The organism is Microvirga zambiensis WSM3693, from assembly GCF_016735695.1.
GTDB lineage: Bacteria > Pseudomonadota > Alphaproteobacteria > Rhizobiales > Beijerinckiaceae > Microvirga > Microvirga zambiensis.
Genome location: NZ_JAERQD010000001.1, coordinates 347,910 through 361,345, shown reverse-complemented (window position 1 = coordinate 361,345; position 13,436 = coordinate 347,910). Strand labels below are relative to the sequence as shown.

At 61.9% G+C, this 13,436-nt stretch carries 22 protein-coding genes and 1 tRNA gene; 7 read left to right on the top strand and 16 right to left on the bottom strand.

All coding sequences use genetic code 11. From position 1 onward, the window contains the following. Positions 1 to 7: 7 nt before the first annotated feature. From JKL46_RS01870 to JKL46_RS01840, 7 genes are all read left to right on the top strand, one after another. Positions 8 to 1,351 (top strand): LysM peptidoglycan-binding domain-containing protein, encoded by a 1,344-nt coding sequence (locus JKL46_RS01870; RefSeq protein ID WP_201829685.1) that lies wholly within the window; start codon positions 8 to 10, stop codon positions 1,349 to 1,351. Positions 1,352 to 1,642: 291 nt separating this feature from the next. Next, entirely contained in the window at positions 1,643 to 3,556 is a 1,914-nt protein-coding gene (locus JKL46_RS01865) for an ABCB family ABC transporter ATP-binding protein/permease (protein ID WP_246529083.1), read from the top strand. Positions 3,557 to 3,609: 53 nt separating this feature from the next. After that, a complete protein-coding gene (locus JKL46_RS01860; protein ID WP_201829684.1) occupies positions 3,610 to 4,311 on the top strand; it encodes a phosphatidylserine decarboxylase in 702 nt (233 codons plus the stop codon). A gap of 140 nt (positions 4,312 to 4,451) precedes the next feature. Further along, complete coding sequence (locus tag JKL46_RS01855; protein WP_201829683.1) at positions 4,452 to 5,306, top strand: CDP-alcohol phosphatidyltransferase family protein; 855 nt, start codon at positions 4,452 to 4,454, stop codon at positions 5,304 to 5,306. Between the two features lie 79 nt (positions 5,307 to 5,385). After that, entirely contained in the window at positions 5,386 to 6,018 is a 633-nt protein-coding gene (locus tag JKL46_RS01850) for a Maf-like protein (RefSeq protein ID WP_201829750.1), read from the top strand. Between the two features lie 84 nt (positions 6,019 to 6,102). Next, a complete protein-coding gene (gene yacG / locus JKL46_RS01845; protein WP_201829682.1) occupies positions 6,103 to 6,306 on the top strand; it encodes a DNA gyrase inhibitor YacG in 204 nt (67 codons plus the stop codon). A 103-nt stretch (positions 6,307 to 6,409) separates the two neighbouring features. Beyond that, a tRNA-Phe gene (locus JKL46_RS01840) sits at positions 6,410 to 6,485 on the top strand. Between the two features lie 22 nt (positions 6,486 to 6,507). Here JKL46_RS01840 and JKL46_RS01835 read toward each other — a convergent pair. From JKL46_RS01835 to JKL46_RS01760, 16 genes are all read right to left on the bottom strand, one after another. Further along, positions 6,508 to 7,575, bottom strand: a complete 1,068-nt coding sequence (locus tag JKL46_RS01835; RefSeq protein WP_201829681.1) for a site-specific integrase — start codon at positions 7,573 to 7,575, stop codon at positions 6,508 to 6,510. Continuing rightward, positions 7,575 to 7,826 (bottom strand): helix-turn-helix transcriptional regulator, encoded by a 252-nt coding sequence (locus JKL46_RS01830; protein WP_201829680.1) that lies wholly within the window; start codon positions 7,824 to 7,826, stop codon positions 7,575 to 7,577. The genes JKL46_RS01835 and JKL46_RS01830 overlap by 1 nt, the downstream gene beginning before the upstream one ends. Before the next feature lie 121 nt (positions 7,827 to 7,947). Further along, on the bottom strand, positions 7,948 to 8,163 hold the full coding sequence (locus JKL46_RS01825) for a hypothetical protein (RefSeq protein ID WP_201829679.1): 216 nt from the start codon (positions 8,161 to 8,163) through the stop codon (positions 7,948 to 7,950). A 41-nt stretch (positions 8,164 to 8,204) separates the two neighbouring features. Further along, positions 8,205 to 8,387: a hypothetical protein gene (locus JKL46_RS01820; protein WP_201829678.1), complete on the bottom strand. Its 183-nt coding sequence runs from the start codon at positions 8,385 to 8,387 to the stop codon at positions 8,205 to 8,207. A gap of 146 nt (positions 8,388 to 8,533) precedes the next feature. Beyond that, a complete protein-coding gene (locus tag JKL46_RS01815) occupies positions 8,534 to 8,767 on the bottom strand; it encodes a hypothetical protein (protein WP_201829677.1) in 234 nt (77 codons plus the stop codon). Between the two features lie 5 nt (positions 8,768 to 8,772). Then, positions 8,773 to 9,003 carry a hypothetical protein gene (locus JKL46_RS01810; protein WP_201829676.1) on the bottom strand — a complete coding sequence of 77 codons (231 nt, stop codon included), beginning with the start codon at positions 9,001 to 9,003 and terminating at the stop codon, positions 8,773 to 8,775. 53 nt (positions 9,004 to 9,056) lie between these two features. After that, positions 9,057 to 9,341: a DUF551 domain-containing protein gene (locus tag JKL46_RS01805; protein WP_201829675.1), complete on the bottom strand. Its 285-nt coding sequence runs from the start codon at positions 9,339 to 9,341 to the stop codon at positions 9,057 to 9,059. 57 nt (positions 9,342 to 9,398) lie between these two features. Further along, positions 9,399 to 9,755 carry a hypothetical protein gene (locus JKL46_RS01800; protein WP_201829673.1) on the bottom strand — a complete coding sequence of 119 codons (357 nt, stop codon included), beginning with the start codon at positions 9,753 to 9,755 and terminating at the stop codon, positions 9,399 to 9,401. A 223-nt stretch (positions 9,756 to 9,978) separates the two neighbouring features. After that, positions 9,979 to 10,209, bottom strand: coding sequence for a hypothetical protein (locus tag JKL46_RS01795; RefSeq protein ID WP_201829671.1), 231 nt, complete (start codon positions 10,207 to 10,209; stop codon positions 9,979 to 9,981). A 10-nt stretch (positions 10,210 to 10,219) separates the two neighbouring features. After that, positions 10,220 to 10,417 carry a hypothetical protein gene (locus tag JKL46_RS01790; RefSeq protein WP_201829668.1) on the bottom strand — a complete coding sequence of 66 codons (198 nt, stop codon included), beginning with the start codon at positions 10,415 to 10,417 and terminating at the stop codon, positions 10,220 to 10,222. Between the two features lie 65 nt (positions 10,418 to 10,482). Next, positions 10,483 to 10,722, bottom strand: coding sequence for a hypothetical protein (locus JKL46_RS01785; protein WP_201829666.1), 240 nt, complete (start codon positions 10,720 to 10,722; stop codon positions 10,483 to 10,485). Further along, a complete protein-coding gene (locus JKL46_RS01780; RefSeq protein WP_201829663.1) occupies positions 10,706 to 10,918 on the bottom strand; it encodes a hypothetical protein in 213 nt (70 codons plus the stop codon). Before JKL46_RS01780 ends, JKL46_RS01785 begins: the two co-directional genes overlap by 17 nt. After that, positions 10,915 to 11,682, bottom strand: coding sequence for a hypothetical protein (locus JKL46_RS01775; RefSeq protein WP_201829661.1), 768 nt, complete (start codon positions 11,680 to 11,682; stop codon positions 10,915 to 10,917). Before JKL46_RS01775 ends, JKL46_RS01780 begins: the two co-directional genes overlap by 4 nt. Further along, the gene (locus JKL46_RS01770; RefSeq protein ID WP_201829659.1) at positions 11,679 to 12,428 is read right to left on the bottom strand and encodes a methyltransferase; all 750 of its coding nucleotides are present in this window, start codon (positions 12,426 to 12,428) and stop codon (positions 11,679 to 11,681) included. Before JKL46_RS01770 ends, JKL46_RS01775 begins: the two co-directional genes overlap by 4 nt. Before the next feature lie 136 nt (positions 12,429 to 12,564). Beyond that, positions 12,565 to 12,963, bottom strand: coding sequence for an HNH endonuclease signature motif containing protein (locus JKL46_RS01765; RefSeq protein WP_201829657.1), 399 nt, complete (start codon positions 12,961 to 12,963; stop codon positions 12,565 to 12,567). Next, positions 12,960 to 13,436, bottom strand: a complete 477-nt coding sequence (locus JKL46_RS01760) for a hypothetical protein (RefSeq protein ID WP_201829655.1) — start codon at positions 13,434 to 13,436, stop codon at positions 12,960 to 12,962. The genes JKL46_RS01765 and JKL46_RS01760 overlap by 4 nt, the downstream gene beginning before the upstream one ends.

Here is a 13,436-nt window from a genome sequence, read left to right as displayed (position 1 = left end):
TAGCATCATGGCGCATCCGAAGGAAATTAAAGGGACTCTTGCGCTGCTCGGCGCCGCTGCGGCAGCCGTTGTCGCAGTTCTTCTCGGAGTGCTCTATTGGTCCTGGTCCGGCAAGATCGGGGCTCCGCAAAACGCGGCTCCGGCCCAAACGGCACAGCCCTCCGCTCCATCCCAAACGGCACCCGCCCAGCCGAATTCGAGCCAGCAGGCCGAGGCCAAGCCGGCCGCTCCGAGCTCGGCTCCAGCGGCGCCCGCCAAGGATGCACCCATCGTTCCGTCCTTCGACCTCGTGCGGGTGGAACCCGATGGGGAGAGCGTGATCGCGGGGCGCGCAGCGCCCGGGGCCACCATCGAGCTTCTCAGGGGCGATCAGGTTCATGCCCGCGCGGCAGCCGACGCCTCGGGCCTGTTCGCCATCGTTCCGCCGCCCCTGCCGCCGGGCTCGCACCAGGTCGCGCTGCAATCCATCGCGCCCGACGGCACCCGCCAGCGGTCCGTGCAGATCGTGACGGTGGTCATCGCCGATGCCCGGACGCCGCCCCTCGTGACCTTGACGACGCCGGACAGGCCGACGGTCGTGCTGTCGAACCCGATGCCGCCCGAGAAGGCGGCGGAAGCCAAGCCCGCCGAGCCCAAGACAGAGCCCAAGACAGCCGAGACGACACCGGCAGCCCCGCAGCCGGCCCAACCCGCTCCGCAGCAGCAGGCCTCCGCCACGCCGACGTCCCCGCCGGCTCCCCCGGCTCAACCTGCGGCGCCGACCCCGCGTCCCGAGATCAAGATCGTGACGGTCGATGCGGAGGAGGGGAAGCTCTTCGTCTCCGGCCTCTCCGCACCGGGAGCCACGATCCGTCTCTACCTGAACGAGAGCTTCATCGCGCCCGGCGGCGCCGGAGGCGACGGCAAGGTATCCTTCTCCATCGGCAGCGGCGTGAAGCCAGGCGACTATCGGATCCGCCTCGACGATGTGGATCCCGTGTCCGGCCAGGTCCGGTCGCGCGCCGAAGTGGGCTTCAACGTGCCCGTGCAGGTGGCCTCCGCACAGCCTCAGGCTCCGGCCTCGTCGCAGGCCGCGTCCAACGGCACTCAGCCTCAGGCCCAACGTGAGGGCGCGTCCAGCCTGCCTCAGGGGCAGGTGGCCGGCGCCGGAACGGTCGTGATCCCCAACATCAACACGGCCATCGTCTCCCGGGGCGACAATCTCTGGCGGATCAGCCAGCGGGTCTATGGCAAGGGCCTGCGCTACACCGTGATCTACGGCGCGAACCAGGAGCAGATCCGCAACCCGGATCTGATCTATCCCGGTCAGGTCTTCGTCCTGCCGGGCGATCAGGAAGCCAAGAGCAACTGATAATATCGGGTCCGGCTAATCACCCCTCTCCCGGTCAGGGCAGGGGTGAGGGCGGGGTGCTTCACCAGTGGAGCGCTGTCGTTTCACCCGCGACATGGCACCCGATGCATTTCATCCTGCGCCGGCCTTCCCTCACCCCGACCCTCTCCCAAACGGGAGAGGGAGGATCATGCGCCTCTCGCCGCGATTGGCTTGCCTATCTGGGTTGCCTGGAACGATTACAGTCTTGGGGTGAATTCATCTCCGCAATCGCCTATATCGGGGTCCGATATTTCGATTGGATCCTCCCCGATGCCTCCCTCCACCGCCGTCCCTCCGACGAGCGCTGCTGAGCCCGAGCCCAACAGCCTGGCTGCCACCTGGAAAAAACTCTGGCCCTATCTCTGGCCGCACGGCAGGCCCGATCTCCAGCGACGGGTCTTCCTGGCCTTCGGGCTCCTGCTCGTCGCGAAGGGCGTCACGATGGTCACGCCCTTCGCCTTCAAATGGGCGACGGATGCGCTGGTGGCGGTCAGCGGCGGTGCCAGCGGGGGCGCGGAGGCGGCAGCCACCTCCGGTTCCTGGCTCTGGAAGGCGCCGGTCCTGCTCACGCTCATCTACGGCGTCACCCGCATTCTCATGGCGGTGCTGACACAGGTGCGCGACGGCATCTTCGCCAAGGTCGCCATGCATGCGGTGCGACAGCTCGCCCTGCAGACCTTCGAGCACATGCACCGCTTGTCCCTGCGCTTTCACCTGGAGCGCAAGACCGGCGGCCTGACCCGCGTTCTCGAGCGCGGCCGCGAGGGGATCGAGGAATTGTCGCGCCTCGTGGTGCTGACCCTTCTCCCGACGATCCTCGAATTCCTGCTCGTGCTCGGCCTGCTCGCCTGGGAGTTCAACTGGATCTATTCAGCCGTCGTCTTCGTGATGGTGGTGATCTATCTCGCCTATACCTACAAGGCGACCCAGTGGCGGATCGAGATCCGCCGGCAGATGAACGATTCCGACACGGACGCCAACACCAAGGCGGTGGATTCGCTGCTCAATTACGAGACCGTCAAATACTTTGGGGCCGAGCAGCGGGAAACCGCTCGCTACGACCGCTCCATGGCGCGGTTCGAGAAGGCTTCGACCCAGACCTATACCTCGCTCGCCGTGCTCAATGCCGGACAGGCGGTGATCTTCTCGATCGGCATGGCCATCGTGATGGTGCTGGCGGCGCAGGACATCATCGCCGGGCGCGCCTCCATCGGCAGCTTCGTGCTCGTCAACGCCATGCTGGTGCAGCTCTACATTCCGCTGAACTTCATGGGCATGCTCTACCGCGAGATCAAACAGGCCCTGATCGATATCGACGACATGTTCGCGATCATCGAGCGCAACCCCGAGATCCAGGACAAGCCAGGCGCCAAGCCGCTCCATGTGCCGGATGGCGTCGTGCGCTTCGAGAACGTGCATTTCGCCTATGTCCCGGAGCGCCCGATCCTCAAGGGCGTGAGCTTCGAGGTGCCGGCAGGCCATACGGTTGCCATCGTCGGGCCCTCGGGGGCCGGCAAATCCACCATCTCCCGCCTGCTGTTCCGCTTCTACGAGCCCACCAGCGGCCGCATCCTCATCGACGGGCAGGACATCGCCGAGGTGCAGCAGGCATCCTTACGCAAGGTCATCGGCATGGTCCCGCAGGACACGGTGCTGTTCAACGACACCATCGGCTACAACATCCAGTACGGCCGCTGGGACGCGTCACCGGAGGAGGTGAGGGAGGCAGCAACCCTTGCCCAGATCGACCGATTCATCGGCCTCTTGCCGGAGGGCTACGACACGCCGGTGGGCGAGCGCGGCCTAAAACTCTCGGGCGGCGAGAAGCAGCGCGTGGCCATCGCCCGAACGATCCTGAAAAGCCCGCCGATCCTGGTCCTCGACGAGGCGACCTCTGCGCTCGACACCTTCACGGAAAAGGAGATCCAGGACGCCCTCGACCGGGTCAGCAGGGATCGCACCACCCTCGTGATCGCGCATCGGTTGTCCACAGTCATCGGCGCGGACGAGATCATCGTTCTCGACCAGGGCCGAGTGGTCGAACGCGGCAATCACGCCAGTCTGCTGGCCCATGGCGGCGTCTATGCGGCCATGTGGAACCGCCAGCGCGAGGCGGATCTGGCCCGCGAAACCCTCAAGCGGGCCGAGGAGGAAGAGCGCAGCCCCGAGAGCGTGGCAGGTTGACGGACGCTCTTTCCCCTGCCATCCCCGATCAAACGTTCTGAGGCTGTGAAAATATGACCGATATCCTGGAATCGATGCGCCGCATCTTCGTGCCGATCCACAAGGAGGGCTATCCCTTCATTCTGATCGCGCTGTTTGCGACGATCGTCCTGGCCTGGCTGTGGTCGCCGCTGGGCTGGATCGGCGCCATCCTGACCGTGTGGGTCTGCTACTTCTTCCGCGATCCCCCGCGGGTGACGCCCCTCCGGGAAGGCCTCGTGGTGTCACCCGCCGACGGGCGCGTGAACCTCATCACCACCGCCGTGCCGCCGGCCGAGCTCAACCTGCCGGCCGAGCCGATGACCCGCATCTCGGTGTTCATGAACGTGTTCGACTGCCACGTGAACCGCTCGCCGGTCACCGGCCGGATCGAGCAGATCCTCTACACGCCGGGCCTTTTCCTCAATGCCGAGCTCGACAAGGCGAGCGAGGACAACGAGCGCAACGCCCTGGTCATCGAGACGGCGGGCATCAAGATCGGCGTAGTCCAGATAGCCGGCCTCGTGGCGCGCCGCATCGTATCCTTCGTGAAGATCGGCGACCATTTGAGCACCGGCGAGCGCTTCGGCCTGATCCGGTTCGGCTCGCGCCTCGACATCTTCGTGCCGCTGAATGCCCAGGTTCTGGTCGGCCTCGGTCAGACGGCGGTCGCGGGCGAGACCGTGCTGGCGGACCTGACCGCCAACGAGCCCGCACGGCAGTATCGCCTGGGCTGATGCCTTGCGCCGGCGGGGAAGATCTTCTTCCCCGCGGGTCTTTTGCGCGGAACCGTCTCCAGCAGTTTGCGCTTCTCCCATCACCCGCAAACTGCCCAGCTCTGCTTGCCGCTCGGGCTGGCTCCCCCTAGGTTGGTGCCATGAGTGACCTTTTTCCGCCTTTCGCTCCGGATCCGAACGAACCGCGCAAGCGGCTGTTCAAGCCGGTTCCGTTCCGGATGATCGCCCCGAACATCATCACCCTGATCGCCCTCTGCCTTGGGCTCTGGGCGATCCGGCTGGCTTTCGACGGGCAATACGAGAGGGCGGTCGTGGCAGTGATCGTCGCGGCCTTTCTGGACGGCGTCGACGGGCGCATCGCCCGGCTCTTGAAAGGCACCTCCCGCTTCGGTGCCGAGCTCGATTCCCTGGCGGACTTCCTGAATTTCGGCGTCACCCCGGCGCTGATCATCTACAGTTTCGTCCTGCACGAGCTGGGGCGCGTCGGCTGGATCGGCTCCATCGTGCTTGCCATCGCGGCGGCTCTGCGGCTTGCCCGGTTCAACGTCATGATCGACGATCCCAACCGGCCCGAATGGAAGAAGAACTTCTTCGTCGGCATGGCCGCGCCCATGGGCGCCATGTGCGCCCTGCTGCCGCTCTACCTGTCCTTCCTCGGCACGCCGATCCAGGATTCCTCGGTGGCGCCGCTCATCCTCGTCTATGTGGTGGGCATCGCCTTCCTGATGGTCTCGACCATCCCGACCTATTCGGGCAAGACCATGGGCAAATATGTGCCGCGCCAGTGGGTGCTGCCCATTTTCGTCCTGTCCGTCGCGGCGTTCGGGCTTCTGATCAGTTTCCCATGGGAGATGCTGAGCCTGATCACGGTCGTCTTCCTGCTGACCATTCCGGTCAGCGTGATGCGCTACCGCAAGCTGGATAAGCGGGACGTTTCGCGCGATGCGGAGGTCAAATCCACCCCGTCCGGGGTCGAGCCGCCGCCGGTCGCCTGACGTCTTGATTCAATTGTTCCCGGTGCCATGCTGTTGCCGGGCGTAGAGCGTGGAGAAAACAGTGGCGTCGTCTTCCGAGATGTCGAACCCCAGCGGGCGTCCGAAGCTCATTCTCGCATCGGCCTCGCCGCGCAGGCTCGCTCTGCTGCAGCAGGCCGGAATCGAGCCCGACGCGCTTCTGCCCGCCGATGTGGACGAGACGCCCCTGAAGAACGAGGGCGCGAAGGAACTCGCCAAGAGACTTTCCCGTTCGAAGGCGGAGGTGGCGCGCCGTGTCGCCCGCACCCGCGAGGACCTGAAGGATTCCTACATCCTCTCCGCCGATACGGTGGTGGTTGTCGGCAAGCGGGTTCTTCCCAAAGCCGAGGTGGTCGACGAGGCGGCGGCCTGCCTGCGCCTGCTCTCGGGCCGCGCGCACCGGGTCTACACCTCGATCTGCCTGATCACGCCGAAGGATTCCGTCCGCGAGCGCTTCGTCGAGACGCGGGTGCGCTTCAAGCGCCTCTCCCGCGATGAGTTCGAGCGCTATCTCGCCTCCGGAGAATGGCGCGGCAAGGCCGGCGGCTATGCCATTCAGGGGCTTGCCGGAACCTTCGTGGTCAAGCTCGTCGGCTCCTATTCGAACGTCGTCGGCCTGCCGCTCTACGAGGCAGCGGCGCTCCTCGACGGGGAGGGCTATCCGGTCCGCTCCTCCTGGCTCGACGCGGCCTGAGGCACCTTGTCCCCCGCCCGTGAGACGGCCTTGCGCGGGACGAGCGCGGCGACCACGTTGCCTGTTCAGGAAAGGAGGCGCGGAATGAACGCTGCCAACGAGAACAATCCCCTGGCATCCTCCGGCAAGTGCCCGATCTGCGGCAAGCCGACGGAGCCGGCCTACCGACCGTTCTGCTCCAAGCGCTGTGCCGATGTGGACCTGAACCGCTGGCTCTCGGGCAACTATGCCATTCCGGCTGTCGAGAGCGAGGAGGACGACCGGGACGAGGACGACCGGCAGGCCTGAGCCGAAGATTCTCCGAACTTTTGTCGGCCAAGGCGCTGGACATGCGCCGCAGGTCTGACTATACACCCCTCCACGACGCGCACGGCCCCGCCGCGCATCGGATGCCCAGGTAGCTCAGTTGGTAGAGCATGCGACTGAAAATCGCAGTGTCGGTGGTTCGATTCCGCCCCTGGGCACCATATCCCCCTTTAAGCTGTTGATTTAATTGACTTCTTCGGAAGTGGGACTCGCAAGGTGGGACTCAGGTTCGACCCCTAGAGCCCTTGCCGCGAGCCGCTTTTGCTCAGCTCCGCGCGTGTAGCGATCCACCTCTTTCGAGGTTGTGTGGCCGGTCACGGCCATGATTTCCCGCGTTGTGCGGCCACGTTCTGCCAATCGTGCGGCGGCGGCCTTCCTCAGGCCGTGTGCGGAGCAATGCCCCAGCCCAGCCTCGTCGCACCATTTCCGCATCCGGTTGCCGAAGCCGTTTGACGTGAAGGGCTTGCCGAACTCCGTCACGAGGAAGGCGTCCTTCCCGCAGGGCGATGCGTCGATAATCTCCCGCAGCTCCGGTACGAGTGGGATCTCAAGCTTGACGGGCTTGCGGTTCTTGTTCTTTTGCTGGGTGAACACCAGCCAGCCGTTTTTGAGATGCTGCTTCCCGAAGAGCACGATGTCCGACCGCCGCTGCCCGGTATAGATCAGAAGGGCCAAGGCGAGGCGGGCGCTCGTCCCAATAGGGTGGGCAGCCTCGTATTGCTCAACCTCGTCCAGGGTCCATGAATGGTGTCCCTGGCTGCCTGTCTTCAGATAGGCCACATCCTTGGCCGGGTTCCTGTCGGCCTCTTCCGCCTCCACGGCCCATCCGAATACCTGCCTCAAAGCCTTCACAAGCCCATTGGCGGCCTCGGGCGTCTCCGCCCTAGCATCGCGCCACTTCCTCACGTTCTTGGCCTCCAGGCGCGCGAATGGAAGATGCCCGGCCCTCTCAGCTACCTTGTCCAAAATTCCCCGTCTAACCTTCTGCGTCCGCGGCTCCAGGCCCTTGAACTCGGCAGAGCCGTAATAGGCTTCGAACAGCCATTTCAGACTTCCGGGCGTAGCCGTCTCCTGCTTGGGCTTGATCGGCGCCGCAGTGCGTTTGGCCGTCTCGTACTGCTCCATGAAATCGGGCGTCCAGGGCGTTCCCTGAAGCCGGACCTTCCGGCAGCCCCGCTTCTTAAAATAGATGCGGATGTTGCCGTGCCGGTCTCGGTCCTCCACGCAGTACTCGGGCAGTCTCTGGGGCATCAAATGTCAATCTGATCAAACGGGTTGTTCTGGGCGCTGTCGTCATCCGGCAGGGCGGCCCAATAAGCCTCCACCCTTTTCCGGTCCCAGACAACGCGGCCGTTGATCCGCTTCGGGCCCGGCATCCGGCCGTCCTTGACCATGAGGTCGAACATGGACGGGGACACGCCGATATAAGCCGCCGCCTCAACCCGGCTGAGCCCGAGAGGCGGAAGCGAAGGCGGCAGTTGATGTGTAACTTGCGCTCTCATTAAGTGACTCGTCTTTGAATCATTTCGGTTCGGTGGGCGTAGTGAAATCCGGCGTTGATACGGTCAGGAGTCAAAGTCCGTTTAATCGCAGGTAGGTATCGATAACTGGCGCTTATCGCTATCAATCGTAATCGTATGGATCGTCGTCGCTGGCGGCATCGCAACAGGCGGTGCAGATGTCGCTTTCCTCCTGCTCAGTGACGGCGAGCGCATCATGCTGCTCTATCGTCAGATCAGGGAAATGCCACTCGACGGCGTAGTAATTCACGTCGGGCTCGTCCACCACGGTAAACTCTACCGTGCGATCCTCGCCTCGAAAGTTGACGGTCGTTCTCATTGGTTAACACTCCCGCGCATAACGCCTGTTCTGACAAGAAGTCAGACTAGAAGATCCTCGAACGTCTCAATGACGTGACAGACCTCGATCTTTTCGACGCTCCCGCGATCCGTGTCATAGCCAACGGCATAGTCGAGCGCCTCTTGCTTGGTGGGAAAATACTGCCGGTGCCACCAGTGCTCATGATGAACAATGACCAGCCACTCGCCCTTTACTTCGTCCATGTGATTTTCCTCCTGCTCCCGCGCATAAGGCCGTTTTTGGAAAGAAGTCAGCGCATATCATGGGCGCTTGTGATTTAAGCCGGGATGTGGCTAGGATCACGCTTGGCTGGCACCCGTCGACACCTGCCGCGCGTGCGCGGGGGCTGCTACCTGGAAGGATGCAGAGGTGCCGGCCATTCCGCTCCCCTGAGCCGCGCATCCTCATACGCTCGGATGATCTTGTGAGACTCCTCCAGCGCCTTGGTCAGGCGCCTGATCTCGGCCTGCTGGCTTTCCAGCGCGTTAGCGAGATCCCCGATGTATCGCTGATCTTCCATGTAGGTTCTGGTCTCCATGCGTTTTGCCAAAAGAGCCGCGACCTTTTCGTCGTTGCCTGTCATCTGCTTTACCCTCTTCGAAATGCATCCTCGGAAAACGGGTGCGTCGTGTCGCCGTGCCAGAGGTCCCACTTCTCGGCCTCGGCTTCCCGCTCGGCGTTCGCTGCGATGAACTGCGCCCGGTTGTGGTAGCGGTCCTTGCACAGATGGCGACCGGCGTTGGTCTTGCCGCAAAACCTCTGCGACGGGTGGCGGCGCTCGAATGTTTTCTTACAGTAGAGGCAAGCTCCGGTGCTCATCCGCATTTCCTCCTGTTAATTCGCATAAGATGCCTTTTGATAACTATCCGACTTCATTCCGTGGGTGGGACAGGAAGCGGCATCCAGTGGGTCACATCCTCCTTGTCGGGAGAGTGAAGCTGTCGGCTGCTGCCGTCCTCGAAGGTCAGCCCAGGCCGCAGGGTCATTTCGCGACAGCCTGAGATGAAGATCTCAAATTCCGGCTGATACCAGCACGAGACGATCCGGCCCTCGCGGTGGCTCTCGGCCCAGGGCTGCTTGAAGTAGCCGCCTATGATCGTCGTTCCGTCCTTCGGGGCGGTCGCAATTGGTAGCCATTTTTGTTCAGTGGTCTGCATGTTTGCTCCTACGGATAATGTTGTGAAACGTCTGCAAAGGATCGGTTGTGCGCGGGCTCAGTTCTCCTTGGGGATAATGGACAGCGCAGCTTCCAGCGTCGGATATGGGTAGACCGAAACATGCTTGGTGAAGCTGAACTCGTCGCACCCTATGGCGAGGACTGGTCTGCCACTGGCCAAGGCCGCTCCGACCTCGACAAATGCACCCTTCAGGACCTCTCCCGGCTCGCGATAGACGATCAGGTAATCCGCCTCCGCAGCCTCCGAAATGCAACGATGCCACAGGTCTGTGAAGCACTCCGTTTCGCCAATTCCGGCCTCGTCGATCCAGGTCGATATGACGTTCCAGCCATCGGCTCGGAGCGCCTTCCACTTGTCGGCGTGGCTCGTCTTGCTTGCGGTGTAAATCTTCATTTATTCCTCGTGATGTTATAGCTCAAATCGGCCTAGCGACGTTTCCAAACGATCGTTTGCTCATGACTTCCGAAACTGTACAAACCGCCTAAGCAGCCGAGAGAACCAGCTTGGTTGCGGCTCAAGCATCTGCTTGAGCCCCGCGAGCCTCTGTGCGACCCGCTCGCGTTCCTCGGGTGTCATTCGAGCATGGACCTGGGCGATTGCTTCACGCAGGCGTTGCTTACTCGGCATGCTCGCCCTCTTCAGGCTTGGCGATGAGTGTCACCGAGCGGATCCCGTCTGTGACGGTGACATAGCCCCATTCCTCAATGGCTCGCGGGATGTTCTCCAGTTGCTTGCGGAGGGCCGCAGCCTCGGACTTCCAGAATTCCATTTCTGCGTGGGTGAGGGCGAGCTGCCTGCGATCGCTGGTCTCGCCATAGGTCGGCACTTCGACGTTTACGTAGGCCATGTTTCTCACCCTAGTCGTTATCTGCTGCATCACAGCAGGCGGTGCAGATGTCGTTTTCTTCCTGCTCGGTGACGTTGAGAGCGGCGTGGCCGTCACCGTCCAGATCGGGGAAATACCACTCGACAGCGTAGTAATTCACATCGGGCTCATCGATGATCTTGAACTCGACGGTTCTATCCTCGCCTCGAAAACTGATGGTCGTTCGCATAGGCTTCCCTTCACATTCCTACTTAGGAAAATCGTTCCTGAGTGCGTCTACAAACGAAGGTTTGATCACGCCCGCGAGGCCTCGGCTGCGGCCTGCGCCTGGGCCAGGGTGTCGTGCTGGCCGAGGTCGTTGGTCGCGCTGCCGAGCATCTTGGCCGAGACGGAATAGCGCCGGTAAAAACGATCATCCTCAATGCAACTCGCGTCGTAGCTGATAATGAAACTCGCTAGGTCGCTTCGCGCGCCCCAGACCTGCATGCCGGGTAGAGGAGACTGCATCGGCTCCCATTTAAGCCTTCGCGTCATCGCTTTTCTCCTTGTCTTGGCTGTCTTGGAGGGATGTGAGGAGGGCGCGGTACTGGACCGCAGAAACCACGCCGCCGATCAGAATGCCGAGGTTGATCCAGAGGGTAGGGAACTCGTACCAGGGATGCCGGATGAAAGGTGTCGTGAGTAGGAAGCCGATCAGGCCGCCTATGCCGATCCCAATTGCAATACTCATCGTCCGCTCTCCTCTGATGTGAAGAGAGGGATTATGTGCCCGCCGTCCTCACTGTCATTCGTCCTCGGGAAAGTGGTGTTTTCGGTCACTGGCACGCCGCTATGTTGATGGGCGGCTTGGGCGGCTCGAAAATGCTTGCCGTAGATGATCCTTCCCTGCGCGGGAGCCCAGATCATTTCCTTATCCAACCTGCCATCAGCGGGAAGCAATTCGGCGGCCTTGGCGAAGGGCTCCAGCGCTTTGGTCAGGGTGGAGAGGCGGGCTTCGGATTTTTCAGCCCATTCAGCGTACTCGACAACCTCTCGGGCAAGGCGACGGTTGTTCGCCTTTTCAATGTCATGTGATCGCTTGAGAGCATCTATCTCCGCTTCGGCGGCGTTCAGGCGTGCTTCCATGTCGTTACCGAAATGGACCCACTTCTCGCGAAGCAGAACCTCTTCAGTCTTTCGAGCTCGTGCCTCATCCCTCTCCGCTTCCAGTCTTGCGGCTTTGGCTTCGGAGGATTGGAGGCGCTCGCCTATCCGATGGATGGCCTGAGACATTTCGACAGGCGTCCATCTGGTAAGATCGACGGGCGTGCATTCGCCATATTGAGACACGACGGAAGCAGCGCAGCGCCAGTGCGACAGTGCGGATTGGACGGCCTCTCTCTCCCCCTCTGAGCTTTTAATGGGGGGATGGATTTTGTGCCCTCCTTCGACTTCTTGCGATGCTTCCTCAGGAAAGTTCGTTCCAGGGCTCACCCGGTCGCTGTGTTGCGTCATTGGGTGGCCTCAATCGTCACAAGGACAGTTCGTACATTCGCGCCTGCCGCGCGAAAAGCATCGGGCGGCAGATCCTCAATCGTGCCACCGTTGGCCTGCAGGTGTTCGAGAAAGGTCTTTGTAAGCTGATTAGTGCGGAACTGAATGCCTGCCGCCATAATCGCAACCAGCAGGCCGCCCGGACGCAAGAACTTGTAGGCGTGCAGAACGTGCCGAATATCGTCCTGCTTCGCGAACGGCGGGTTCATCACCACTCGGTCATAGATTACTTGCGGTTCGACAGTAAGGAAGTCCGCTTGCTGTATGACTGAAAACTTATCCTCGTCCGCCCGGAGTGATGCAATTCGCTTCGGGTCGATCTCATAGCAACCGACGACACCCCCGGCAGATGATGCCGCGCGGGCGAGATTGCCAATCCCTGCGCTCGGCTCAAGGACGGACATCCCGTGCTCGATCCTAGCCCGCTCGATTACACTGGCGGCAAGAGATGGTGGGGTATCGAACTGTCCGAACTGCTGCTTTACGAGTGTGACTTCGCCGGTCAGAATTATTTGCTCAATAGCATCAGCAGCTGAGCCATCGAATAGGTGCGCTTGCGCTTTCCGGTTCCATTTCCCCCCAGCAGCTTCAATCACCTTGTTTGTTGTTTCGTATAATTTGCGATCCAATTTGCCGACCAGGCGAAGCGCATCGCCATTAATCTCGGCAGCATCAAGTGCAGCAAGGACGTCGGTGTTTACTCGCATAGTCTTAGTTTCCTCGGTTTAATTCAGATGATGAAGTTGGCCGGCGCTACATGGCGGTTAGCAGTACTGCCGTTGATCTTTCCCGAACGGAGAGCGTCAGCTCGTAGTGGAGGGCACCCCATTCCATCTATCTTCATTATGATGCATCCCTGTAGAGAGAGAGCTTTGGAAGGGGCGGGAGATTGGAAGCAAGGCTTCGCGGCTCGCGGCGCGTCTTGGGAGGCTGCTTGATCTTGACCTTCTTGCGGGTCAGCCCGAGGTGAGCATCCCGCATGTTGTCAGCCTTCTGCATCAGGGGCTTGTCGTGCTGCTCGGTCTTCAGGGAATGGCAAGAGGTCTTGGAACCGGAGCACAGGACCATACAGTTCTCGAGACTGTTGTCGCCTCCGAGGCCGTCGGCCTTGTCGTGGTCGTACTGGAAGCGTCCGGCGCGAAGAAGTTGGCCGCATTCCTCGCATTTCGGAATGCCGTCAGGCCGGCAGCAGCGTGCGAACGCGGCCTTCTTCGTTGCCTTGGCGAATTCGGATCGGCTCATCGTGCGCCCCTCTGCCAAGCCCAGAAGTCTGCATCCAAGCCTCGCCATTTCTCGGCGGCGTAGGGATTGATGCTAAGCTCTGCGCGGCTTCCGATGTTGCAGACCGTGCGAATGACTTGGGCGGCCTCCTGATCGTCTGATGGAGCTTCCCACCCGCGAGGGGCGCAGATCTTCTCTCCTAGGAACCGGCGAAACTCGGGATCTTGCCCGCGAATAGCGGCCTGCTTCGGGAGAGGCTTGGCATCCCATGGCTGACCCTCCGGGACGGCGATCTGCTTTGGCTCTTCCACCGGTGTCTCGTCATTGTTTAGACGGACGACGACGATATGGATCCGCTCGCCGCCGAGGCCCTCGAACGGGTTCGCGCCCTCTGCCGGGATCTCGAATGTCACCTTGCGAACCCGGCCCTTAGCCTTGGTCTCATTGGTGCTGGTGGCGAGGACGATAGCCTCGATTGCTTCAGGACGGTTCAT